25 protein-coding genes are annotated in these 23,007 nt (G+C 37.5%); 14 read left to right on the top strand and 11 right to left on the bottom strand.

What is annotated here, in order from left to right; translation table 11 throughout:
* Positions 1-102: 102 nt before the first annotated feature.
* The 3 genes from FHR28_RS07475 to FHR28_RS07485 form a co-directional block, all read right to left on the bottom strand.
* Positions 103-2,043 carry an ATP-binding protein gene (locus FHR28_RS07475; RefSeq protein WP_166782283.1) on the bottom strand — a complete coding sequence of 647 codons (1,941 nt, stop codon included), beginning with the start codon at positions 2,041-2,043 and terminating at the stop codon, positions 103-105.
* The gene (locus FHR28_RS07480; RefSeq protein ID WP_166782284.1) at positions 1,989-2,681 is read right to left on the bottom strand and encodes a LuxR C-terminal-related transcriptional regulator; all 693 of its coding nucleotides are present in this window, start codon (positions 2,679-2,681) and stop codon (positions 1,989-1,991) included. Before FHR28_RS07480 ends, FHR28_RS07475 begins: the two co-directional genes overlap by 55 nt.
* Before the next feature lie 446 nt (positions 2,682-3,127).
* On the bottom strand, positions 3,128-4,579 hold the full coding sequence (locus FHR28_RS07485) for a SulP family inorganic anion transporter (RefSeq protein ID WP_166782285.1): 1,452 nt from the start codon (positions 4,577-4,579) through the stop codon (positions 3,128-3,130).
* A gap of 214 nt (positions 4,580-4,793) precedes the next feature.
* Here FHR28_RS07485 and FHR28_RS07490 point away from each other — a divergent pair, with 214 nt between their 5' ends.
* From FHR28_RS07490 to FHR28_RS07500, 3 genes are all read left to right on the top strand, one after another.
* Positions 4,794-5,405, top strand: a complete 612-nt coding sequence (locus FHR28_RS07490) for a glutathione binding-like protein (RefSeq protein WP_004719407.1) — start codon at positions 4,794-4,796, stop codon at positions 5,403-5,405.
* 201 nt (positions 5,406-5,606) lie between these two features.
* On the top strand, positions 5,607-6,188 hold the full coding sequence (locus FHR28_RS07495) for an NAD(P)H-dependent oxidoreductase (protein WP_166782286.1): 582 nt from the start codon (positions 5,607-5,609) through the stop codon (positions 6,186-6,188).
* Between the two features lie 49 nt (positions 6,189-6,237).
* Complete coding sequence (locus FHR28_RS07500; RefSeq protein WP_105713725.1) at positions 6,238-6,552, top strand: putative quinol monooxygenase; 315 nt, start codon at positions 6,238-6,240, stop codon at positions 6,550-6,552.
* Between the two features lie 555 nt (positions 6,553-7,107).
* On the opposite strand, the gene FHR28_RS07505 is transcribed toward FHR28_RS07500, so the two are convergent.
* The gene (locus FHR28_RS07505) at positions 7,108-7,812 is read right to left on the bottom strand and encodes a hypothetical protein (protein WP_166782287.1); all 705 of its coding nucleotides are present in this window, start codon (positions 7,810-7,812) and stop codon (positions 7,108-7,110) included.
* Positions 7,812-8,492, bottom strand: a complete 681-nt coding sequence (locus FHR28_RS07510; RefSeq protein ID WP_166782288.1) for a hypothetical protein — start codon at positions 8,490-8,492, stop codon at positions 7,812-7,814. Before FHR28_RS07510 ends, FHR28_RS07505 begins: the two co-directional genes overlap by 1 nt.
* Positions 8,493-8,767: 275 nt before the next feature.
* On the opposite strand from FHR28_RS07510, the gene FHR28_RS07515 reads away from it, so the two are divergent.
* A complete protein-coding gene (locus FHR28_RS07515; protein ID WP_154129355.1) occupies positions 8,768-9,499 on the top strand; it encodes a DUF1266 domain-containing protein in 732 nt (243 codons plus the stop codon).
* 749 nt (positions 9,500-10,248) lie between these two features.
* On the opposite strand, the gene FHR28_RS07525 is transcribed toward FHR28_RS07515, so the two are convergent.
* The 5 genes from FHR28_RS07525 to FHR28_RS07545 form a co-directional block, all read right to left on the bottom strand.
* Positions 10,249-11,049 (bottom strand): thiazole synthase, encoded by an 801-nt coding sequence (locus tag FHR28_RS07525; RefSeq protein ID WP_004719418.1) that lies wholly within the window; start codon positions 11,047-11,049, stop codon positions 10,249-10,251.
* A 14-nt stretch (positions 11,050-11,063) separates the two neighbouring features.
* Positions 11,064-11,261, bottom strand: a complete 198-nt coding sequence (gene thiS / locus FHR28_RS07530) for a sulfur carrier protein ThiS (RefSeq protein WP_004719420.1) — start codon at positions 11,259-11,261, stop codon at positions 11,064-11,066.
* Positions 11,262-11,311: 50 nt separating this feature from the next.
* Positions 11,312-11,677, bottom strand: a complete 366-nt coding sequence (locus FHR28_RS07535) for a DUF423 domain-containing protein (RefSeq protein ID WP_105713719.1) — start codon at positions 11,675-11,677, stop codon at positions 11,312-11,314.
* Between the two features lie 175 nt (positions 11,678-11,852).
* On the bottom strand, positions 11,853-12,722 hold the full coding sequence (gene rpoH, locus FHR28_RS07540; RefSeq protein ID WP_004719424.1) for an RNA polymerase sigma factor RpoH: 870 nt from the start codon (positions 12,720-12,722) through the stop codon (positions 11,853-11,855).
* A gap of 138 nt (positions 12,723-12,860) precedes the next feature.
* On the bottom strand, positions 12,861-13,100 hold the full coding sequence (locus FHR28_RS07545) for a sulfurtransferase TusA family protein (protein ID WP_004822372.1): 240 nt from the start codon (positions 13,098-13,100) through the stop codon (positions 12,861-12,863).
* Between the two features lie 382 nt (positions 13,101-13,482).
* Between FHR28_RS07545 and FHR28_RS07550 the strand changes: the two genes are divergently transcribed.
* Together FHR28_RS07550 and rhlB are read left to right on the top strand one after the other, a co-directional pair.
* Positions 13,483-13,695, top strand: coding sequence for a cold-shock protein (locus tag FHR28_RS07550; RefSeq protein ID WP_004822370.1), 213 nt, complete (start codon positions 13,483-13,485; stop codon positions 13,693-13,695).
* 106 nt (positions 13,696-13,801) lie between these two features.
* Positions 13,802-14,953 (top strand): ATP-dependent RNA helicase RhlB, encoded by a 1,152-nt coding sequence (rhlB, locus tag FHR28_RS07555; RefSeq protein WP_004719428.1) that lies wholly within the window; start codon positions 13,802-13,804, stop codon positions 14,951-14,953.
* Positions 14,954-15,046: 93 nt separating this feature from the next.
* Here the strand turns inward: rhlB and FHR28_RS07560 are convergent, their stop codons facing one another.
* Positions 15,047-15,427 (bottom strand): hypothetical protein, encoded by a 381-nt coding sequence (locus tag FHR28_RS07560; protein ID WP_004719430.1) that lies wholly within the window; start codon positions 15,425-15,427, stop codon positions 15,047-15,049.
* A gap of 324 nt (positions 15,428-15,751) precedes the next feature.
* Here FHR28_RS07560 and FHR28_RS07565 point away from each other — a divergent pair, with 324 nt between their 5' ends.
* The 8 genes from FHR28_RS07565 (at position 15,752) to purF (ending at position 22,942) form a co-directional block, all read left to right on the top strand.
* Positions 15,752-16,327, top strand: a complete 576-nt coding sequence (locus tag FHR28_RS07565; RefSeq protein ID WP_171527307.1) for a nitroreductase family protein — start codon at positions 15,752-15,754, stop codon at positions 16,325-16,327.
* Between the two features lie 74 nt (positions 16,328-16,401).
* Positions 16,402-17,475, top strand: a complete 1,074-nt coding sequence (locus tag FHR28_RS07570; protein WP_105713717.1) for an NAD(P)H-dependent glycerol-3-phosphate dehydrogenase — start codon at positions 16,402-16,404, stop codon at positions 17,473-17,475.
* 91 nt (positions 17,476-17,566) lie between these two features.
* Complete coding sequence (gene sixA / locus FHR28_RS07575) at positions 17,567-18,022, top strand: phosphohistidine phosphatase SixA (RefSeq protein ID WP_105713716.1); 456 nt, start codon at positions 17,567-17,569, stop codon at positions 18,020-18,022.
* Positions 18,023-18,060: 38 nt separating this feature from the next.
* Positions 18,061-19,203, top strand: coding sequence for a type II secretion system protein GspL (gene gspL / locus FHR28_RS07580; protein ID WP_166782291.1), 1,143 nt, complete (start codon positions 18,061-18,063; stop codon positions 19,201-19,203).
* Positions 19,203-19,682, top strand: a complete 480-nt coding sequence (gspM, locus tag FHR28_RS07585) for a type II secretion system protein GspM (protein WP_004719439.1) — start codon at positions 19,203-19,205, stop codon at positions 19,680-19,682. Before gspL ends, gspM begins: the two co-directional genes overlap by 1 nt.
* Positions 19,683-19,771: 89 nt before the next feature.
* The gene (locus FHR28_RS07590) at positions 19,772-20,776 is read left to right on the top strand and encodes a quinone-dependent dihydroorotate dehydrogenase (protein ID WP_004719442.1); all 1,005 of its coding nucleotides are present in this window, start codon (positions 19,772-19,774) and stop codon (positions 20,774-20,776) included.
* Between the two features lie 3 nt (positions 20,777-20,779).
* Entirely contained in the window at positions 20,780-21,373 is a 594-nt protein-coding gene (locus FHR28_RS07595) for a CvpA family protein (RefSeq protein ID WP_004719444.1), read from the top strand.
* 24 nt (positions 21,374-21,397) lie between these two features.
* Positions 21,398-22,942: an amidophosphoribosyltransferase gene (gene purF / locus FHR28_RS07600; protein WP_166782292.1), complete on the top strand. Its 1,545-nt coding sequence runs from the start codon at positions 21,398-21,400 to the stop codon at positions 22,940-22,942.
* The last annotated feature ends 65 nt before the right edge of the window (positions 22,943-23,007 follow it).

Raw genomic sequence — 23,007 nt, forward strand, 5'->3', positions numbered from 1 at the left:
CCGTTTGTATAATATAGTAATTTGCACCAACTGATTTAAGACTGAATCTCTTCATAAATGAAGCGAATGATATTGGTCGAAATACTATTTCATTCATCTCAATTATTCAGTTTTATCTTTCAACGGTACTATGGCTCGGATCACGGTAAAACCCTGCTGAGAATGGATTTCAAAACTACCTCCAATTCTTTTTACTCGCACTTGCATACTCTGCAAACCCACATGCAATCCAGCTTGAACCTGATCTACTTCAAAGCCAATGCCATTGTCTTGAATGGTTAAAACGAGTTGTTGTCGTTCATCTTCAACCAACGAAACTTCGACATCAGTTGCATGACTATGTTTTACAATATTGGTTAAGGCTTCTTCTGCGACACGAGAAAAGGTTAAACAAATCAATGCGAGGGGTTTATGTTTCCATTTTTCTGCAAAAATCCAAGTTGATTCAATTTCCATTTCTTCGAAAATTTGTATAAAACGATGACGCAATGGCGCAACCCACATCACTGGGCTTTCTGGTATTTTTGCCCCAGCACTGCTTCCTGAGTCAATCACTTGGCGTAAGTCATTTCTTAACAGTTTAAACATAGAGATCACTTGCTGTTTTTCAATATGCTCACTGTGATCCAGTATAATCATCGATCGAACAATTGAACCACCCAGTCCATCATGTAATTCATGAGACAGGTTTAGACGCTCTTGCAACCGCATATTATCAATTTCGAGTTGGTACTTTTTATCTAAAGATTGCTCTAAGTCAAACGTGACTTTCTCAATAGTTTCTTCAAGTGTCTGATTAAATTTTTCAATACGTCCGACATTCTGTGAAATACGATAAGCCAAGATAAACGAGATTGCTAAGCTGGTAATTGGTGCGGCCAATGGCGTCCAATAGAGCGTCTGATCCAGATGATGGATCATGCTATAAAAATCATGAACAATAATAAGTAAATAGATGAGGAAAATAAACGCAAGCAGGAGAATGTCTATCTTTCTACGTTTAAAAGCAATCCATTGAAAAAACAAGCAATTAAAAATAAATACCATGCCAGAATAGAAAAAGACAGAGGATAAGCTACGTTCTAGATAATTGATCGGTGTCAACAGTAATGCCGCAATCGCGATTGTAGAGGTCAATAAAAGTAAACGTTCTAAATACGGATAATGGCGATTGGCAAAACGCCAAGCAAATAAACAGAGGCAATAGGTATATCCAACTAAAAACACGAGATTTAGACGTGCTGTTAAGATACTGTCGGTAAAAGGAATAGGGATAGTCGAAATAATATTATAGGCAAACAATGCCCATAAAAATGAAGTTAAACCAAACCAACCAAAGGCTTTTTCTTGGCGTCGAAATAGCCAAATGGTAAAACCTGTAGTTCCCACCACAAAGGTAATAATAATATTGATAAAAAATAAAGTTCGCCGTTCAAAAACCAGCTGATCTTGTTGAATGGCGATATCTTCGGCCTGACCAAATTTAATTTTTCCTAGACCTGAATGTTGTGATGCAACCCCTACAACACGGACTAAAATTTCATTTTGTTGGTTTTGAATAGATGTAGCCGGAAGCACCCAATACCTTGGCATATTCCAACTTCTAGACAATGGCTCTACTAAGGATTTGTCTTTCCATAACAGTTCATTATTGCTATAGACAGCTCCTGCAATATTGATTCGTTCAATCAGTAAGGCGACAGGTTGATTTTCCTGATCACACTGATATTGCCATTTGATTTTATACCAAGCAGTGCCTGTGTAGTTTTTCCAGCGCGTTTCCCAGTCATCTGGCAAGGTGACTGTTTTCCATCCCTGTTGGGGAACCTGTTCAAGATTTGCAAGCGCTTGAGCAACTTGTATGCTTTGGATTTGAAAGTGGCAGGCTGCATCTGTTGTATTGGACTGACCTGTTAAGGCTGCACCAGCAAAAGCAAAATGCTGGGTCAAACTTAGCATAAGACCGAACAACCCGATTAATTTTAGAATTAGTCGAGTAATCCTAAGTTGCGTGCTGTATCGATGGCTTTGGCTCTGTTGCATACCGCAAGTTTCCGATAAATATGTTTAATATGAGATTCAACGGTATAACGGGATAAATTGAGTTGATCTGCAATTTCCTTATTGCTTAAGCCTTGAGAAACCAGTTCTAAAATTCCCAATTCTCTTTTGGATAATACACTGTCCTGATCAGGGACTTTCTGACAGGGTGCAGTTTTATTTGAATTATTTTTTTCATTAAAGTGTAGTTGTTTTAAAATTTTTTGAGCAATAAATGGATCAATCGGCGCTCCACCACGCAAGACACTTTTGATCGAAAGAGAAACTTCTAAGTCATCTCTTTCTTTGAGCACATAGCCTGTTGCACCTGCACTTAATGCATTGAGGATCGCATCTTCAGTGCTCCATGCAGAGATCACTAAAATCATGATGGTTGGATCATAGTTTTTTAAAATTTCAATAAACTCAATTCCATTTCCATCAGGCAAGCCTAAATCAACCAATGCAAAAGAGGCTGAGTGTATACTGAGTTGTTCTTTGGCTTGAGCTAAACTTTGGGCAAAACGTAAATCTGCAATTGAGTATCCTAGATTAATTAATATGTCAGTCAGTCTTTTTTGTATAAGCGGCTCATCTTCTACGATGATGACTGGAACAGGTAAACTTAACTCATTGTTCATGATGTAAAAAACTCGCCCATGTCTATTGGACTTAGTTTTTCAGATATTGATGGCTTAATCTATACCTGATAATAGGTATTTTTAGTATTTAATTCAGTGATTAGGAATGAATATTCAGTTTATTACAATCGAGTTTTAACGCACTTACTGAGTATCAAATAATGCCTAAAGTCAATTTATTGAGACCAAGTTAACTTTTTAAGATAAGGTTATTGAGACAAGTTAAGTAAATATTCAAATTTTAGTAGATAAAAATCACAATTTAACAGCAAAATATCGGTTATATTCGCTGAATAATGGATTATTTTTATAATGGATGCAGCTTACGATGATTAAATTCCTTAGAAATTTGGCAGTGATACAATGTATTGCGATTACCATTTTGGCTATTGCTCTTTACCTGTATTAAACGCTGATCATCACTGCCTTAAGAAAAATAATGCTGTTTATTTTACTGCACTATATTGATCAACTAAGCTACGACTTGCTTCATTCATCCCTATAATTTCAACCTGAATGTTATTTTGCAGAAACTTGTTTTGTACCTGATTGAGCATACTGACAGAGGTAATATCCCAAATATGGGCATGGGTTAAATCGATAATGACATGATCAACAGATTCATTAAAATCAAAAAACTGAAAGAATTTTTCTGAACTGCTAAAGAAAATTTGCCCATAAATTTCATATTTTCGGGTCGTGCTGTTCAAAAGATGAGATTGGACACGTACTGCATTTTCTAATTTATTGACCAAGAAAAGTGCAGATAAAAGTACACCAATCAATACGCCTAAAGCTAAGTTATGCGTCATCAGTACAATGACCACCACCGCAAGCATCACGCTATTGCTTTGTTTGGGATGTTTTGAAAAGTTTTTGACTGAGTCCCAGTTGAATGTAGTAAAAGCCACCATAATCATAATTGCCACAAGTGCAGCCATTGGAATATAAGACAGCCATTCTTTTAAAAAGACCACTAAACACAGTAAAAAAACACCAGCAACCAAGGTCGATAAGCGAGTTCGTGCACCAGAAGACACATTGATAATCGATTGCCCAATCATGGCACAACCTGCCATACCCCCCATAAACCCACTGACCATATTGGCGATGCCTTGACCACGACATTCTTTATGACGATTGCCTTCTGTTTGCGTCACTTCATTAACAATCGTGGTGGTCATCATGGTTTCGAGTAAACCTACGGTTGCCAAAGTGATGGCATAAGGAAAAATAATTTTTAAGGTATCCAAGTTAAGTGGAATGTCTGGAATTAAAAACAGCGGTAAAGTGTCTGGAAATTTTCCTAAATCACTGACTGTACGCATATCCGCACCCCAAAATAAGGCAGCTAAACTCAATACAATAATGCACACCAAAGGTGAGGGAATGAGTTGACCGATTTTGGGAATATAGGGGAAAAGATAAACTACCCCTAAGCCAAAGGCGACAAATAGATAAGCCGTCAAATCCATACGTTGTAATTCAGGAATCTGTGCCACAAAGATGAGAATAGCCAACGCATTAACAAAACCATAGACGACAGACTGTGAAACAAAGCGCATCAGTTTTGCAACTTTAAAATAGCCAGCAAGAATCTGAAGAATTCCTGTCAAAATTGTGGTGGCAAATAAATACTGTAAACCATGATCTTTGACGAGAGTAACCATCAGCAACGCCATTGCGCCTGTGGCTGCGGAAATCATCGCGGTACGTCCACCGAAGAAAGCAATGCTCACTGCAATACAAAATGATGCATACAGGCCGACTTGTGGATCTACGCCTGCAATTGCAGAAAAAGCGATTGATTCAGGAATAAGTGCTAAGCCAACGACCATTCCAGCAAGTACATCTGTACGAATATTGGAAAACCATTCTGCTTTTTTTAGACTAATCACTATAAACCTTTCATCATTCTTTAAAGATGCGTATGTTAAAACATCTCTTAGTGAAAAAGCAGTAAACTTTGACTTGAAAAAGTCTTCATTTTGTTGAATATTCAAGTTATAGCTGATTTTATAAATTTATGCTTTTTGCAATTTTATGTTTTACGACTTGAAATTGTGATCTGAGCCATTTACAACTTAAACAGTCATATAACAAGGATTAGATATGAAATTATATTATTCACCAGGTGCATGTTCTTTAGCTGCCCATATTTTACTCAACGAAATTAATGTTGATTTTGATCTAGAACGTGTTGATTTAAAAACGCATAAAACAGAAAAGGGCGCAGATTATTACGAAATCAATCCAAAAGGCTATGTACCCGCATTAGAAATCAATCCGGGTTTACTTTTAACTGAAAATGTTGCAGTACTGCCTTTTATTGCACAACACGATCCTAAACAGGATTTGATCCCACCATCAGGTTTGGGACGTGCTAAAGTTTTAGAATGGTTGGGTTATTTAAACTCAGAGTTGCATGATGAATACGCCGTCTTCTTTGACCCAGCGATCACTGAAGATGAAAAAGTACGTGGCTATGCAACCATAGATAAAATGTTGAAATATATAGATGACTATCTTGCAGAGTCTGAATACGATTATTTGGTCAATGACCGCTTTGGTCCTGCTGATGCCTACTTGTTTGTACTGACAAATTGGTCGAATTCAATTCATCATGATCTAACCCCATTTACCAATATTGTGGCATTACGCAATAAAGTCGCTGAACGTCAATCTGTACAGATTGCAATGCGTGATGAAGGTTTAATTCCTTAAGTATGCTTGAATCGATATAAAAAAGCACCTACGGGTGCTTTTTTATTGAATTGATTAATGTGAAATGGGCAGAAAGAGGCAAAGATATTTATTGTTGATTTTTAGTCAATAATGTTTTGCTTATTTTTGCATTTTTTGCGATAAAAATAAGCTCTATAGTTGCGCCATAAATCAAGCGTATTGGTAAAACATAGGTAAACAATGAGTAATATCTTAATCGTAAATGGTGCGAAACAGTTTGCACATTCAAATGGTGAATTAAACGATACCCTAACTGCTTTGGGTGAAGACGTGCTTAGCGATTTGGGACACAGTGTAAAAGTGACACGTACCGATGCAGATTACGATGCTCAAGAAGAAGTAGAGAAATATCTCTGGGCGGATGTTGTGATCTATCAAATGCCAGGTTGGTGGATGGGTGCACCGTGGACCATGAAAAAATATATTGATGATGTTTTTACCACTGGTCATGGCAGTTTATATGCCAACGATGGTCGTAGTCGTTCTGATGCTGCCAAGAAATATGGCTCAGGTGGTTTGATTCAGGGGAAAAAGTATATGTTGTCGTTAACTTGGAATGCACCCTTGCAAGCTTTTGATGATCCTGAGCAATTTTTCCATGGTGTTGGTGTAGATGGTGTGTATTTACCTTTTCATAAAGCCAATCAATTCTTAGGAATGCAAAGTTTAGAAACGTTTATTGTCAATGATGTGATTAAAGCACCACAAATTGCGCAATATGAACAGGCATATCGCCAGCATTTACAGCAGCTTTTTGCTTAAGCAAATTGGAATTTTGAATATCTCGTTTAAAAAATTTAAGGAGTCTAATATGTTGACTATTGTGGCTGAAATCCGTGCATATCCAAATGGATTACACAAAGATAAAATTATCCAAGCATTTAAGAAAATTACCCCGACAGTATTACAAGAGCAAGGCTGTCATGGTTATCAGCTATTGGTCGACGCTGGTGTTGATGTAAGTTATCAAAGCAAGGATTCTGATTTGATCGTGATGCTTGAAAAATGGGAAAGTATTGAGCATCTCAATGCACACTTGCAAACTGTGCATATGCAAGCGTATCAACTTGAAGTAAAAGAGCATGTTGCTGATGTTAAAATCCGTATTTTAGAACAAGGATTTTAAAGTTAATTCACCATTTATCACTATAGTTAATCTGTCAAAATGCTCAGACACAAGAATATAATTTCTTTTAATCAATATTTTTAATTAAATCAATTGTGTGTGAAAATAAATTGTTTGATGCTGAAAAGCTTGCAATCCTCCACCTTACATTCAAAGTTTAAATACCTTTGCGTAGGTGATGCCTCACTTTTCGTAGGGGATGCCAAACCTTGTGCTGCAAACAAAAGCTGTGCTTTGTTTTTTCTCATGTGGGCGAGGGGTATGTCCTGTAGCCCCGCTCAACAGCGATATCCATGTCGCCCCACGATAGAATAACCGTCTAGGTTTCAAAAATACAAAAAATGAATTGATAACTAACTTTTATAAAAGTTTATACAAAAAAATAAGCTTCATTTATGATCAATGACTTGATGCAAATCATTTGTATGAATAATTAGGTGGTTTGCTTATAGTGTGATCTCTTTGCTGTACTCGATTCTTTATGATAAGTACAGAGTAGCCTCTTTGAAGCATTATTCTTTAGCAGATGAATTATAGTTAAATCCGAAAAGTGTCCTATTCAAACTCGCCATAGTCTTTAAAATTGATCTGCTCAAGTTTAAGGGAATAACTGTTCTTTAATCTTGACCAAGAAACTTGCTTAGCTTGATCCTGATTTTCAAACGCACTACCACCTGTAGTGTTTTTAATTTTACCTGTTAGAAAATTGATACTTTTCGCACTGGTTTCACCAGATGCACGATGGAAGTAATCTGTATCGTAACCAATCAGCTTAAAAGACTGGTTTTGATAACGAAAAGTAAAAGCGTTGTTATAGACAGACCATGAACCGCAACTGAGCCAATAATGTAAATTAATTTTAACTAATCCATTTTTGATAGTGAGTGGTTCTCCTCCGCCTAGAGGATCGGTAAGGCAAGGGGATTCTTGATCACCTTCAGTGGGAAGCTTGGAATTACTTGCAACAAGACGATAGCCTTGAGGGGTTTTAAATAAAATTAATAACTTTCGATTGTTTAAATTCAGCTGAGGATTACCTAAGCTTTCATTTGTCACAATATTTTTTGGATCCGTATTTTCAATAATCAAAGCAAGATCTGTTTGCTTATCACCATTTAAATCACCTTGTACTTTACTCAGCACTTTCCAGTTTTTAGGGATAAATGATTGATAGTCAGCTTTGGTGTTGGTGTCTGCCCAAACCAAAGCTGAGCATGTTGTTAATGCACAAAATAAAAGTAATTCAGTTTTGTTTTTCATTATTTTTCTCCAATAAATTTAACGCTAAAGTTATGAATAAATTGTTCGTTATCCCAAGGAATATTCTCCAAGGTATAGCTTGTCGAGGTTCTCAGTGTTTTCCAAACAATTTTGGCTGGCGTTTCAACTTCTGCAAAGATATTTGGAGTAGTGGTCACTTTGGCTTTGTTGCTTAGAAAGTTAAGGCTGGTTTCTTTTTGTTTGCCACTAATTTTATCTAAATCATAAGCATCAAATCCAATCAGGTGGAATTGATTGTTTTTTAGTTTAAACCCATAGGTATACATCAATCCATACGTATTGCTACAGGATGACATGGTATTGAATAACACATCTAAGCGTTGATTTTCGATCGTCAATGTGGAGTCATCTAGAGCATCTTCGATACAGAGTTCTTCTGAACGATAGGTCCAGTTAGGAATTTGTCGAATTAGCTCGAGTTGTAATTGCTGACCTTTATGAAAAAGTACTAAAAGCTTTCGATTGTGTTGGTTTTTATTTTTAGGTTGGATGATGAGGGCAATATCTTTTTTACCATCTTGATTCAAATCACCTTCAGCTTGAGCAAGAATTTCCCAATTGTTTGGGACAAATTTTTGTAATGAGGTAGTGGCTGGTTGTGCTAAACACATGGATGAACATGTTGCCAATAAAAGGGTGGAAAATATTGTTTTAATCATCATATATCCTGATCAAGTTTTTATCACTTTAACCTATAACGAGATTTTGAAGAATCTTTTAAGCAAGTTAAAACTTTTAAAATGAATCATTTAATAATTGGTGACAACAATTAAATCTTATTGTAAATTGTGAATTAATTATTCTTAATCTATTATATTGATAATTAAATCACATATAAGAATACTTGGTTCATGAAAACCGAACTGATATGAATTAAAGCAAAGTTATGGACTAAATGCTCAAAATAGAGTGTCACGATAAAAAAGGAGAACAGATGAACATAAAGATTTATTTGATCATAGGTGTGGTTGCTGGTGTATTTATCATTTATATGCTTTTCTTGCACACCATGATGAAAAAAAGAAAACAGAAACAATTGGATGGCTTTAATCATCATAATTCAGGGACGCCTTTGACTAGGCAACAAGAGAGATTACTAACCTTTGGTGCAATTCTTTTTTATCACAGAGGTGAAAAAATTTTAGGTATTTATCCGGAAGATGATTTAAATCAATACATTTATGGATTGAAACAGCAATGGGAGATATCCAATGCTAAGGAAGCAAAAGAAGTATTGGGTGATTTACTCGAATTACAGCGGAGTAGTGAATTTGAACCCTTTGTGCAGCTTCCTTCTTCAGACTTAGCGAAAATTCAAAAAAGTATAGCAAAAGGCCTAGGGATTGATATTTCTCTTGTGGAGCAAACCAAATCAGCTTATGCCTGGGATGTCGGACGCACAGTTTCTTTAGCTAAATGGTGTTATTGGTGTGGTTATTTATCTGAAAGTGAGACTTGGAGTATTATGGAACAAGCCGCAAAACAAGCCACGCAACATGGAAAAAGCTGGACAGACTATACTGTATCTTTTTTACTTGGAAGAGCAATTAATGGATTTGATTTAGATGATATTATCATTGAAGCTAAACAAATATTGCACAGTCAGAATCCTGCACTACGTAAAATACAAGATGTGGATGTTTATCAGCGTTATCAATTTCAGTAAATTTGTATAGTTGTTCAGGAATAATCGACATCATTTTGAGTTAAAAACAGGTTGTTTAAAACAGCCTGTTATTGCCATTGTAATTCTTCTAATTGCAGTTACTAAGTATCGTGATGGTGTTGTTAGCATTGAATAGCTCGGTAAGTAAAAATGAATAAAAAATAGAATTTTATCTATTATTACCTGTTGCAATAGATGTAATCGTTCCTTGTTTGGAAAATAGCAGGGTTATTTTGTGCTCATTAAGAAACAAACCATTCAGATCAACTTGTTCAAATACACAGTTTTTGAATCTCACATCAGATAGATCAGATGTGTCAAATTTTACGTTTAAGAAAGAGCAAGAATCAAATAATGATTCATTAAAACCTCCTTTTATAAAATGTAAATTCAAAAAGGTACAGTCCCTAAAAGTACGCTTTAGAAACTCTACTTTCTTCATTAAAGTCGAATCAAAAATGCAATTGCTTATTGTGTTTTCGATCCAAAGGCATTTATATAGATTTTGATTAGAATAAATTGATAAATCAAGAAATTTTGAAAAGGCGATAACTTTTCCAGTAAGATCAATATATTTAAATAACATTGTTATTAAATTAATAGATTAAATTTAAAAATTAAACCCTTAGCTTATAAATATGCTAAGGGTTTTTTTATTGTATAAACAATTACATTTTCACGAGGCAAATTTTATCGTCTTCATTTATCGCATTGAAAACTTAGCTTAAAGTAGGTGCATTTGAAATGGCTTATTTAAAGAAATAACCTGTTTCTGGTGAACTCGCATTTGCCATTCGTTTACGTGGCATACGGCCCGCCAAATACGCTTCACGTCCAGCTTCAACCGCTTTTTTCATTGCTGATGCCATTAAAATTGGATGATGTGCAGCGGCAATCGCAGTATTCATCAATACGCCATCGCAACCTAATTCCATTGCAATTGCGGCATCGCTTGCAGTACCTACACCAGCATCAACCAAAACTGGCACTTTGGCATTTTCTTTAATAATTGAAATAGTATGCGGATTTAAAATGCCTAGGCCAGAACCAATTAAGCTACCTAAAGGCATGATCGCAACACAACCCATGCTTTCAAGTTCTTGAGCCACAATAGGGTCATCTGATGTATACACCATCACTTCAAAACCATCTTCAATCAATGTGCGAGCTGCATCAAGTGTTGCCGTTACATTTGGATATAGGGTTTTCTCATCACCTAATACTTCCAATTTGACCAGGTTATGCCCATCTAAAAGTTCACGTGCAAGCATACAGGTACGTACTGCACTATTGGCGTCAAAACAACCCGCTGTGTTCGGTAAGATTGTGTATTTTTCAGGTGGAAGGATTGACAGTAAGTTGGGTTGATCTGGATTTTGCCCAATATTTACTCGGCGAATCGCCACTGTTACAATTTCAGCACCACTGGCTTGAATTGCTAAATCAGTTTCTTGCATGTCTTTGTATTTACCCGTACCCACGAGAAGACGAGATTGAAAAGTACGAGAACCGATAATAAGAGGGGAGTTTTCAGTAGGAAAATCTAGCATGGGAGAGCTCCAAATTAGCCGCCACCGACAGCGTGAATGATTTCAATACGGTCTTTTTCAGCAATAGGGGTAAGTTCAAGTTTACTTTTAGAAATGATCATTTCATTCATTTCTACGGCAAAGCGTTTACCTTCGAGTGAAAGTTCCTGAACCAGTTGTAAAAGATTTTGGCAAGCGGTCTCTTGAGGCTCACCATTTAAGAAAATTTGCATATACATTCCATTCGATTGCGCAAATTGTGATATCTAAATTCAAAATAATTTTATTTAGCGTATTTTAATGCATTCCATGCGAGGACTAACCAACCTGCAATCATCAGTGCTCCACCAATGGGTGTAATTGCACCTAAACCTCGTGGTAAACCCAGCGCCATGACATAAAGCGAACCACAGAAAAATAAAATACCAATTTGGATGAGTAAGAAGCTGGCTTTGATTGGAAGTTGTGGGATGACTTTACTGAGAATTGACAGCGCCAACAGGCCCAGTGCGTGGTAGAAAAAATAATCGGTTGCTGTTTGCCACCATGCCAACTGTGCTTCAGTTGCATGAGCTTTTAAACCATGTGCGCCAAATGCACCTAAGATTACTGCAAGCGCTAAATTCAGTGCTGAAATTGCAATCCACATAAGCCAGTCATCTGCATAAATTTGCGCATAACATTAACACAATTTCGAAACGGGATTAAAGGCAAAATCTATTAAGAATAAAGATTTGACAAAAATATCAGGCAAAATAAAAGGGCATGTCGCCCTTTTATTGAAAATATAAATATTGGTCTGGTATGCAGACAGTTTTGAAGATTTAGTTGGATGACATGGCAACTTTGATTTTGTCCATGGCATTTTTTTCTAACTGACGAATACGCTCAGCAGAGACATTGTACTCTGCAGCCAGTTCATGCAAGGTCGATTTATCATCATCTAACCAACGGCGCTGTAAGATGTTGCGTGAGCGATCATCTAACTGTTCCATAGCATTATGCAAAGCTGAAGTACTTTGTTCTTCGTAATCTTCTTCTTCGACTAAACGAGCAGGATCATAGCGGTTATCTTCGAGATAAAGCGCTGGAGCAACATGAGTTGAACCTTCGTCATCGTCATCACCTTGAGCTTCAAAAGCAGCATCATAAGCGGTTAAACGACCTTCCATTTCCAAGACTTGTTCTGCTGTTACATTTAAGTCATTAGCAATTGATTGTGCTTCTTCAAGTGTAAGTTTTTTACTTGATTTTTTTAGGCTACGTAAATTAAAAAACAATTTACGTTGCGCTTTAGTGGTCGCAATTTTGACAATACGCCAATTGCGAATCACATATTCATGAATCTCAGCCTTAATCCAGTGCACAGCAAAAGACACCAAACGCACGCCCATATTTGGGTCAAAGCGTTTAACTGCTTTCATTAAACCGAGATTACCTTCTTGAATTAAATCACCTTGTGGCAAACCATAGCCCGCATAACTGCGCGCAATATGCACCACAAAACGTAAGTGAGACATCACTAACATTTTCGCAGCATCTAAATCTTGATCGTAAAAATAGCGATCAGCTAACTCTTTTTCTTGTTCAGCTGTCAAGATTGGAATCTGATTTACGGTGCTGATATAAGCACCTAAGTTAACACCTGGTGCAGATAAGGACAGGGGCATCAACTGATTGCTGCTGTCACTCATGGGTTCTCCTTATAGGAATTTCGTTGTATAGCTAATGCATTCATCTTAATTCGAATATTGTACATAAGTAAGGAAATTTGGGTATCGAAATGTAAAAATATATGCAAATTTGCAAAAAATAATTTGAATTGAAAATAATTAAGATTCAATTAAGTAATGAAATTCATGCTCTGATCGTTTAGTCAATTGGCAAGAAATCTTGTTGATCTCGCAATAACGCGTAATATCAATTTCACTGTGCGGATCAGAGGACATTAAAAGAAATATTTGATGAGGCAATGCTCTTTTTAATTCACGCTTTAACATTAATAGAGGCATTGGACAGGGTTTACCCATACAATTTATTTCAATCGCTGTCTGACCTAAAGGTTCATTCATTTTTTGGCAAGGTAACAACAGGGTTATGGAACGCATATTTTACCAAGTTTATTGAAACACCCCAACAAAAATTGGAAGATTCTTCAACAAATAAAAAATAATCGTGAAGCTGTTTAAAAAACACGCTTGATATCGAAAATAATTATCAAAAAAAATTCTATTAATTGTCATAAACCCATGTTAAGCTCGTTGCGTATTTAGGATTTATCAGAAACAATTCTTGTTTTGAAACCCTATTACAAGATGGATGTAACCGGGATTTTGTTAATAGTTTTACAGAATGATTACAAGCTTTGAAATTAGAAAATATTTTAAAACTTTGTTTGCTCTGCTGTTTGCAACACCGGGTGGTCCCTTTTTCTTAATAACTGAGGATTAACTTATGACAGCTCGTGAACAAGGCGTAGTTAAATGGTTCAACGACACTAAAGGCTTCGGCTTTATCCAACGCGCAGGCGGTGATGACGTATTCGTTCATTTCCGTGCTATTCAAGGTGACGGTCATCGTTCACTTCGTGACGGTCAACGCGTTGAATTCAGTGTTGTGCAAGGTCAAAAAGGTTTTCAAGCTGAAGAAGTTCAGCCTTTAGACTAATCTTAAATTTTTAAAATTTAAGTGGCGCTCCAATTTCTTATAAATTGGGGCGTTTTTTGTTTATAATGGGCGCAATTAAAAGTGTCTACAGTTAGAGCTCGTATTTATGTCATCAGGTTTCGAAACCCTTAATTTACATCCGCAACTTAAACAAGCGATTGATGCTTTAGGGTTTAAAGAAATGACCCCAATTCAGCAAAAAGTATTGAAATATACTTTAGCAGGTCATGATGCAATTGGTCGTGCTCAAACCGGCACAGGTAAAACAGCGGCATTTTTAGTCAGTATTATTAATGATTTGCTCACAAACCCAATTAAAGAACAACGTTTCCGTGGTGAACCACGTGCATTGATTCTTGCGCCAACACGTGAACTTGCAATTCAAATTGAAAATGATGCAAAAGACTTGGTCAAATATACCAATTTAAATGTCGTGACTTTGGTTGGCGGCGTTGATTTTGATAAGCAAAGAAAACAACTGGATCAAGGTTTTGTTGATATTTTAGTGGCAACCCCTGGTCGTTTAATTGATTTCACAGAACAAAAAGAAGTTTGGTTAGATCAAATTGAATTTTTAGTGATTGATGAAGCTGACCGTTTATTGGATATGGGCTTTATCCCATCAGTTAAACGGATTGTGCGTTTTTCGCCACGTAAAGAGCAGCGTCAAACCTTAATGTTCTCGGCAACATTTAGCTATGATGTTCTCAATCTTGCCCAACAATGGTTATGTGAGCCAGTTACAGTCGAAATCGAACCTGAAAAGAAAACCAATGCTGATGTTGAACAGCGTGTATATGTGGTCGAAAAGAAAGATAAATATCGCTTATTGCGCGAAATTTTGGCAGATGAACCCATTGAAAAAGTAATGATCTTTGCCAATCGCCGTGATCAAGTACGCAAACTTTATGATCATTTAAAAGCAGATGGTTATAAGGTGGTGATGCTATCAGGTGAAATAGCGCAAGATAAACGTTTGAAAATGTTAGATCAATTTAAAAATGGTCAACATAATATTATGATTGCAACTGATGTTGCGGGTCGTGGTATTCATGTTGATGGCGTATCTCATGTGGTGAATTTCACTTTACCTGAACAGTCAGATGATTATGTACATCGTATTGGTCGTACAGGTCGTGCAGGTACACAGGGTGTAAGTATTAGTTTCTTGTCTGAAGATGATGCATTTAATTTACCGACTATTGAGAAAGCGATTGGGCAAAAATTGCCTTTAACGCGATTAGATGGTTATTGCTAAGTTTTTTGTTTCTTTATCAAATTGTGTTTAAAAAACCCACTTATTTAAAGTGGGTTTTTTAATGACTATTTTTAGTTTAGAAGGCTAAACGGATTAACTTGCTTTACAGCTAAAGGTCAGTGTTGTTTGATAGTCCGTATCTTTTTCAATACCGTAGTTTTTGCCCATTACTGAACCTAATACACCGGCTGCTGCAGTGATCATTTTTCCAGTCTGTTCATCGACCACACCTTTTAAACTGCCATGATATTCAGTTTTTTCATCCACTAAGACTGGTGCACCTTTTTTTCCGCAAGCCTTGTTTGCTGCAGTAATGGCATTATTTTTTGCGGTAATTTGGTCTTTACCTAAGCCAGTGACTTCATACTGGTTATCTGCTTTTTGAATCGCTAAAGTTTGTGTTGGATTTGATGCACATGCTGTGAAGAGTAACGCTGAACTAGCAAGTAAAGTGATCGTTGTTAATTTATTCATATTGATTCTCAAATTCCTGTACTAAAAATTAAAAAGATACTGCTTTTAAATTAGTTATAATTTGAGCATAGAATGTGGGCTAAATATTGAGAAACATGTATAAATTTTGCAGTTTTTTTTAAGTTTATTGATGATTTTGCTTTATTTTCGAAGCCAAAAGGTATTCAAGGCATTTTTTGTGAGCAATCATGCTCATTGATAACCTAACAATAAGTTGTATGCAATATTGACAGATGCCAAGTAAATTTTGTCGGAGATAGCTTAATGATTTTAGATTATGCTAATCTTGAAACAAGTGAAATTAACCAGATAATAGATAGGTCAATGTCAGATTTAAACTTCAAAGCAGTACATGACAATATTCATCAACGTCAATCGATTGGTCATTTGGTTGAACCTGCACCTTCACACCAACAACTGAATATTGCATTTAAAGCCGCTTTAACAGCACCCGATCATCATCGTTTAAAACCCACACAATTTATTGTCGTGGATGTTGAGCAACGTGAAGCATTTGGTGCATTACTGGCACAATCTATTGCTGACTTGGGTGAATTAGATCCAGCCCAAGTTGAACGGGTAAAACTTCATCCTTTTAGAGCGCCTATTTTGGTACTTGCCGTGACTAAATTTCAGGATCATCCTAAAGTGCCTTTTTTTGAACAAACGCTGAGTTCAGGGGCTGCAATTGAAAACTTTTTATTGTCGATGCAGGCACAAGGTTTCGCAACCATGTGGCGGAGTGGGGCGGTTGTTGAATCTAAATTATTAAAATCAGCACTGGGTTTAGCTGAACGAGATTTAATTTCAGGCATTATTTATGTTGGCACGGCGGCAAAAGCGATTGCCCCGCGTGCAGAGATTGAAACAACACAATATGTTCATTTTTGGCAAGCTTGAGTCAAAAAGTTATTGATATTTTCAGATTGAAAAATCATTGGGTTATTAGGACAAGCATTTTAGGATAACAATAAATGTCGGATTTACAATTTAAAGATTTAGTTGAACCTATTGTATTGGGTCAGAAAACAGCGTTGCGTGTGACTGTACTGGGTGGTGGTAGTTTCGGTACAGCAATGGCAAATACAGCAGTACGTAATGGTTGTGACACCATGATTTGGATTCGCGATGAAAGTATCGCAGCTGAAATTAATGCGACTCATGTCAATAAACGCTATTTACCTGATTTTCAATTGGAGACGGGTTTACGTGCTGAGTCAAATTTAGAAGATGCAGTGCGTGATCGCGATATTATTCTGGTGGCAATCCCAAGCCATTCTTTTCGTGATGTTTTACGTCAAATTAAACCGTTTATTAGTGCACAAGCTGTTGTTTCATTAACCAAAGGCATCGAAGCAAAAACCTTTAGCTTTATGAGTGACATCATTCGTGAAGAGCTTCCTGAAGTTCCTTATGGTGTTCTTTCAGGACCTAACTTAGCCAAAGAAATTGTTGCAGGACAACCAGCAGGTACAGTGATTGCCAGTGATAGTGAATTAGTACGTTATGCCGTACAACAAGCACTACATAGTGCATTGTTTCGAGTGTTTGGCAGTGACGATGTACATGGTGTTGAGCTGGGTGGAGCACTTAAAAATATTTATGCTGTTGCAATGGGAATGGCTGCTGCTTATAAAGTTGGTGAAAATACCAAGAGTATGATTTTAACCCGTGCCTTGGCTGAAATGAGCCGCTTTGCAGTTAAGTTGGGGGCAAATCCTTTAACATTCTTAGGTTTGTCTGGTGTGGGTGATCTTTTCGCAACCTGTAACAGCCCGTTGAGCCGAAATTATCAAGTTGGTTTTGCCTTAGGTTCTGGAAAGACACTGGAACAAGCAACCTCTGAATTGGGGCAAACTGCTGAAGGGATCAACACTATTGTACAAGTCAATGCACGGGCAAAGGAGTTGGATGTCTATATGCCAATTACCACTGCATTGTATGAAGTTATTTTTGAAGGTGCGCCGCCACTGAATATTGCCGTTTCTTTGATGAAGAATGGGCATCGTAGTGATGTAGAGTTTGTGCTTCCGCATAACGAAGTTTAATCGTGAGTTGTTGGCACAATATTCAAAACTTTAGAGATGGATTTGTAACAAAGCCTCGTTATAATCAGTGCAGTATTAAAAAGGAAATCTTATGCAACTGACTTTGGTGCGTCATGGTGAAGCAGCTCCACCCGTCAATGGGGTGGACAGTAAACGGCCTTTAACACAACGTGGGCATTTACAAGCACAACAAACGGCTAATTTTTTAAAAGAAATCGTACAGCCGGATGTATTTGTTGTCAGCACTTTATTGAGAGCACAAGAAACATTGGCGCACATACAGACTCACTTCCCGAATGTATCTGTATTGGTCTGTGACAAAATAAAGCCAGATGATGATGCAAAATTAGCAATCGAATGGTTGTCACAATTGCCATTTGAACGTATTGTGGTGGTATGTCATATGAATGTTGTGGCGCATATTGCAGAACAACTGACACATGAGCATTTTAATCCTTTTGCCTTGGCAGAGGCTCGTATTTATGAGCAAACTGTGATTGCAAATGGTCTATCTACACAAGATAAAGCCTTTATTCCAACTGTATAAAAGCATTGTTAAAAGAACTTAACGGCAGAAAACGATAAATGTTGTACTTATGGATGCCTGAAGCCAATGGGGTTTGGCAGTGGTCTCGAGGAAGTGATTGGACTAAATCTTCGAGCCTAGAACAATTAATACAAGATATTAAACTTTACCAAGGTGAAGAAGCTGTGGTCTTCTTCCCAAGTCGTGAAGTGCAAATTCTTCAACAGAAATTCAGTAAAACTCAATATAAACAATTGGGTGTAGATGGTGTCAAATATTTATTAGAAGAATATGTGATTTTGCCGATTGATCAGATGAAAGTGTTTTCACACTTTCAACAACCCGATCAGGTTTCAATATTGGGGATTCATCAATATGCTGCCACCACAATGCAGCATTCCTTGTCATTGATTCCGTTAAAAATCGTCTCTTTATTACCTGACTTTTTGATGCTGCCTGTACCAGAAGTCGGACAGACGATTTTGGCCAATGTCAACGGACAGTTATTGGTTCGAGAAGGCGAGTTCCTTGGTAATTCGATTGATGATCTGAATGTATATTTGGATTTCGCTGATCGAGAGAAAAGCTATTTATATAGCGGATTGACAGATGAGCAAGCGGTCAGCTTATTTGCGATTGCTACAGCGGATCAGCGTGAGCCTTTTGATTATCAATTTAGTGAAATCAAAAAACCGAAACTACATCCTTATAATGTATTGCCAAAAGCCAAGCAAGCCAATCAAGGTGTTTCCCGTTATTGGCAAGCCTGTGCAGTTTTGGTGGTTGTTTTGATCATTGCGCAATTGAGTTACGATGCTTTGCGTTGGATTAAGCTGAAGAAAGTTGCGGATCAAACTGCTTTGATTGCAGTGGATCAGTACAAAAAATGGTTTCCAAATGAGCAACGGATTACAGAAGAGTCTGTAGAACGTCAGTTTAAAAATAAATTGGCTTTAAGTCAGAGTGCAAATACCCAAGCTTTACAACTACTCAGTCGTGTTGGGCCAATTCTGATGCAGCACCAGATCATTGCCAGTCGTGTAAATTATGATACAGCAGTGTTAAATATGGATCTGGTGGCGAAAAATGCTGAAGGCTTACAAACCTTGGTGACGCAACTGAATCAACAAGGCTTTAAAGCAGAATTAGGCAATGTTCAGACGCAAGGTGCATCTGTCGTTGGTTTGGTGAAGATACAATAATGAAAACAATGGAAAATGTGCAAAATCGACTGGATGTATGGTCTGAGAAAATCGCAGAGAATTTAGAAAAAATATCTCCACGTGAACGTGTCATGGTTATTTTCACCACGATTTTTGTCATTGTGGCAATTGTGGGTGCGGCGTTGTGGTACACCCATAAAGCTGCCGAAAAACAGCAAGCACGTTTAAATCAGATGAAAGATCTTGTGGTGTGGATGCAGAGTAATGTAGTGACCATGAAGCCCGCAGATGATTTGGCCTTAACCACTGCAGATAAAATTCAGCGTGTGGCACAACAACAAGGGCTTTCGGTTGCCTCGCAGCAAGTGGGTGAGCAATTTCAGATTATTGCACAACATCAAAACTATGCGGTTTTAGCTAACTTTTTAACCCAAATTGCCCAAATGGGTGTGAGTTTGGAAAAGATGGAGTTAGCCAAAGAAGGTGGGCAGATTAAATTAACAGCGACGGTACAGTAGTAGTGAAAATAAACACAGTTCAAGCATAGCCTTTTCAACATACTGTGCCTATAATATGGCAACTTAAAAAGCAGTAGACTTTTGTAGCTATGATGTATTCACTTGCTCGCCCTTTGTTGTTTTCTTTAGCACCAGAGCGTGCACATGAACTCACATTATCCATGCTTAAATCTGCCCATAAAATGGGGGCGATTCGTCAAACTGTAGCTGCCAAACCAGTCACTTGCATGGGAATTGAGTTTCCAAATCCAGTTGGTTTAGCAGCGGGACTGGATAAAAATGGCGCTTATATCGATGCCTTAGCGGGTTTAGGATTTGGTTTTATTGAAATTGGAACCATTACGCCTAAGCCACAAGAGGGCAATCCCAAGCCACGCCTTTTCCGTATTCCTCAAGCCAAAGCAATTATTAACCGTATGGGGTTTAATAATGATGGTGTGGATCAATTGGTTGAGAATGTTAAAGCCGCAAAATTTAAAGGCATTCTTGGTATCAATATTGGTAAAAATGCCACCACACCAGTTGAAGATGCAGTTTCTGATTATTTAGTTTGTCTTGAAAAAGTTTATAACTACGCATCTTATATTACTGTTAATATCTCATCTCCAAACACCAAGAATTTACGTTCTTTACAAAGTGGCCATGCGCTCACTGAACTTTTGGAAACACTCAAAAAACGTCAGTTAGAGTTGGCAGAAGAATTGCAGCACTATGTTCCTTTAGTGTTGAAAGTTGCACCAGATCTAGAAGCTTCAGATATCGAATTTATTGCATCACAATTGTTGCAGTTTAAAATTGATGGATTGATTGTGACCAATACAACATTATCCCGTGAGGGTGTTGAAGGTTTGCCATTTGGTGATGAAGCGGGTGGTTTGTCAGGTGCGCCCGTATTTGAAAAGAGCACGGCATGTTTGGCGGCTTTTTCAAAAATTTTACAAGGTAAAATTCCTTTAATAGGTGTTGGTGGCATTTTATCTGGTGAACAAGCTGTTGCAAAACAACAAGCCGGTGCAAGCTTAGTCCAAATTTATAGTGGTATGATCTATACAGGTCCTACACTCATTAAAGACTGTGTTGACGCTATGATTTAAAATATGAATACCTTAGACATTATTATTCTGATTCTATTGCTCATTGGAGGGCTAAACGGTTTGCGACAAGGATTCGTGAAAGCCTTTGCGAACTTGATAGGATGGATTTTTGCACTGATTGTCGGTGCTAAATATGCCAATATCATCGCACCTTCAATGTCTGCACTCAGTCAGGATCCTGTAGTGCAGAAAATTGCTGCATTTGCTTTTATTGTCTTGGTCATTATTGTCTTAACATGGATTGTCACCGCCTTACTCAATCAGATTTTAAAAACTTTAAAACTCGGGCCGTTAAATCGTTTAGCTGGAAGTGCTTTAGGGACCTTGAAAGGTTTGTTCATCGTCCTCATTACTATGCAAGGTTTGGGACCGTGGGTTGAAAGTTCTCCAACGTGGAAACAATCCAAATTCATTCAGACGCTGTTACCATTTGCACCTTTGGCATCTGAAATCTCTAAAGATGCTGCAAATGAAGCATTACATCATATACATTCAGAAGATCGTTCCGATGATACTTCTGTAACTAAGGCTGATCGATCATCGGATACTCAAAGCGATGAAAAATCAGCACATTCGACAAAGAATCCGTTTTATTAGTCCTAGCTGGTCTGCGAGGTAGTTATGTGTGGAGTCGTTGGTATAGCAGGTAAAGCACCTGTAAACCAAATGTTATTTGATGCGTTGACGATGTTACAACATCGTGGGCAAGATGCGGCTGGGATTGTGACTTGTCATAATGGACGTCTTTTTCTAAGAAAAGATAATGGTATGGTACGTGATGTATTTCATACTCGCCACATGCGCGCATTACTCGGTAACTATGGTATTGGTCACGTGCGTTATCCAACTGCTGGTTCTTCAAGTAGTGCAGAAGCGCAGCCTTTCTATGTAAACTCACCTTATGGGATTACATTGGCGCATAATGGTAACTTAACCAATGCGGCTGATATTCACGATGACTTATTCAAAACTGACTTACGTCATATGAATACGGACTCAGACTCAGAAGTATTGCTAAACGTTTTTGCTCATGAATTGCAAAAATGTGCATCATTAACGCCAATGCCTGAAGATATTTTTCATACAGTTAAACGTGTACATGAGCGTTGTAAAGGTGCTTATGGTGTCGTTGCAATGATCACAGGGCATGGTATCGTAGGTTTTCGTGATCCCAATGGTATTCGTCCACTGATCTATGGTTCACGTTTAACTGAAAATGGTGAAACAGAATATATTATCGCTTCTGAATCTGTTGCGATTACCGCGTTAGGTTTTAAAGTAGAACGTGATATTGAGCCTGGTGAAGCGATCTTTATCAATTCAAAAGGTGAGTTCTTTTCACAACAGTGTGCGGCAAATTCGCGTTACCGCCCATGTATTTTTGAATATGTGTATTTTGCGCGTCCTGATGCAACCATCGATGGTATTTCGGTATATAAAGCACGCTTGAAAATGGGTGAAACCCTTGCGAAGAAAATTCTTCGTGAATGGGGTGATATGCATGACATTGATGTGGTAATTCCGATTCCAGATACAAGTCGTACTTCTGCTTTAGAACTGGCGAATATGTTGGGTGTGAAATTCCGTGAAGGTTTCATGAAAAACCGTTATATCGGTCGTACCTTTATTATGCCGGGTCAGCAACAACGTACCAAATCTGTTCGTCAAAAACTCAACCCTGTAGAGCTTGAGTTTAAAGGTAAGAACGTTTTGTTGGTTGATGATTCGATTGTACGTGGTACCACTTGTAATGAAATCATTCAAATGGCACGTGATGCGGGTGCGAAAAAAGTCTATTTTGCTTCTGCTGCACCAATGGTGAAATATCCAAATGTGTACGGTATTGATATGCCAGCAAAAGCAGAGTTGATTGCTTCACATCGTAGTGTTGAGGAAATTCAGGAGATTATTGGTGCTGATCGTTTAATCTTCCAAGACTTGGTTGATTTAAAAGCGGCAGTAAGAACCAGTAAAGTGCCTGTCATTCAAGATTTTGATTGTTCAGTATTCGACGGTGTTTATGTTACAGGCGATATTGATGAGCAATATTTAACTGATCTTGAGCAAAGTCGTAGTGATACTGCGAAAAAAGAAAAAGATGGTTATATTGATGTCAATATAGATGCAGCATCTGTGGATTTAAGCGGTATCAAAGAAGAAATGTAAGCAACTTTGATTTACATTGAGAAAAAGCGGGAAGTTCCCGCTTTTTTCATTTATAGTATTTTGCA

The organism is Acinetobacter sp. BIGb0196, from assembly GCF_011759595.1.
GTDB classification, from domain to species: domain Bacteria; phylum Pseudomonadota; class Gammaproteobacteria; order Pseudomonadales; family Moraxellaceae; genus Acinetobacter; species Acinetobacter guillouiae.

Coding starts and splice junctions, on each gene's coding strand:
- FHR28_RS07475 (WP_166782283.1), bottom strand. CDS start 2,043: ATGCAACAGAGCCAAAGCCATCGATACAGCACGCAACTTAGGATTACT.
- FHR28_RS07595 (WP_004719444.1), top strand. CDS start 20,780: ATGAATACCTTAGACATTATTATTCTGATTCTATTGCTCATTGGAGGG.
- gspL (WP_166782291.1), top strand. CDS start 18,061: ATGTTGTACTTATGGATGCCTGAAGCCAATGGGGTTTGGCAGTGGTCT.
- FHR28_RS07590 (WP_004719442.1), top strand. CDS start 19,772: ATGATGTATTCACTTGCTCGCCCTTTGTTGTTTTCTTTAGCACCAGAG.
- FHR28_RS07550 (WP_004822370.1), top strand. CDS start 13,483: ATGACAGCTCGTGAACAAGGCGTAGTTAAATGGTTCAACGACACTAAA.
- rhlB (WP_004719428.1), top strand. CDS start 13,802: ATGTCATCAGGTTTCGAAACCCTTAATTTACATCCGCAACTTAAACAA.
- FHR28_RS07510 (WP_166782288.1), bottom strand. CDS start 8,492: ATGATTAAAACAATATTTTCCACCCTTTTATTGGCAACATGTTCATCC.
- FHR28_RS07535 (WP_105713719.1), bottom strand. CDS start 11,677: ATGTGGATTGCAATTTCAGCACTGAATTTAGCGCTTGCAGTAATCTTA.
- FHR28_RS07505 (WP_166782287.1), bottom strand. CDS start 7,812: ATGAAAAACAAAACTGAATTACTTTTATTTTGTGCATTAACAACATGC.
- FHR28_RS07525 (WP_004719418.1), bottom strand. CDS start 11,049: ATGCTAGATTTTCCTACTGAAAACTCCCCTCTTATTATCGGTTCTCGT.
- sixA (WP_105713716.1), top strand. CDS start 17,567: ATGCAACTGACTTTGGTGCGTCATGGTGAAGCAGCTCCACCCGTCAAT.
- FHR28_RS07500 (WP_105713725.1), top strand. CDS start 6,238: ATGTTGACTATTGTGGCTGAAATCCGTGCATATCCAAATGGATTACAC.
- FHR28_RS07495 (WP_166782286.1), top strand. CDS start 5,607: ATGAGTAATATCTTAATCGTAAATGGTGCGAAACAGTTTGCACATTCA.
- FHR28_RS07560 (WP_004719430.1), bottom strand. CDS start 15,427: ATGAATAAATTAACAACGATCACTTTACTTGCTAGTTCAGCGTTACTC.
- FHR28_RS07570 (WP_105713717.1), top strand. CDS start 16,402: ATGTCGGATTTACAATTTAAAGATTTAGTTGAACCTATTGTATTGGGT.
- gspM (WP_004719439.1), top strand. CDS start 19,203: ATGAAAACAATGGAAAATGTGCAAAATCGACTGGATGTATGGTCTGAG.
- thiS (WP_004719420.1), bottom strand. CDS start 11,261: ATGCAAATTTTCTTAAATGGTGAGCCTCAAGAGACCGCTTGCCAAAAT.
- FHR28_RS07480 (WP_166782284.1), bottom strand. CDS start 2,681: ATGAACAATGAGTTAAGTTTACCTGTTCCAGTCATCATCGTAGAAGAT.
- rpoH (WP_004719424.1), bottom strand. CDS start 12,722: ATGAGTGACAGCAGCAATCAGTTGATGCCCCTGTCCTTATCTGCACCA.
- purF (WP_166782292.1), top strand. CDS start 21,398: ATGTGTGGAGTCGTTGGTATAGCAGGTAAAGCACCTGTAAACCAAATG.
- FHR28_RS07490 (WP_004719407.1), top strand. CDS start 4,794: ATGAAATTATATTATTCACCAGGTGCATGTTCTTTAGCTGCCCATATT.
- FHR28_RS07565 (WP_171527307.1), top strand. CDS start 15,752: ATGTCAGATTTAAACTTCAAAGCAGTACATGACAATATTCATCAACGT.
- FHR28_RS07545 (WP_004822372.1), bottom strand. CDS start 13,100: ATGAATGAACCTTTAGGTCAGACAGCGATTGAAATAAATTGTATGGGT.
- FHR28_RS07515 (WP_154129355.1), top strand. CDS start 8,768: ATGAACATAAAGATTTATTTGATCATAGGTGTGGTTGCTGGTGTATTT.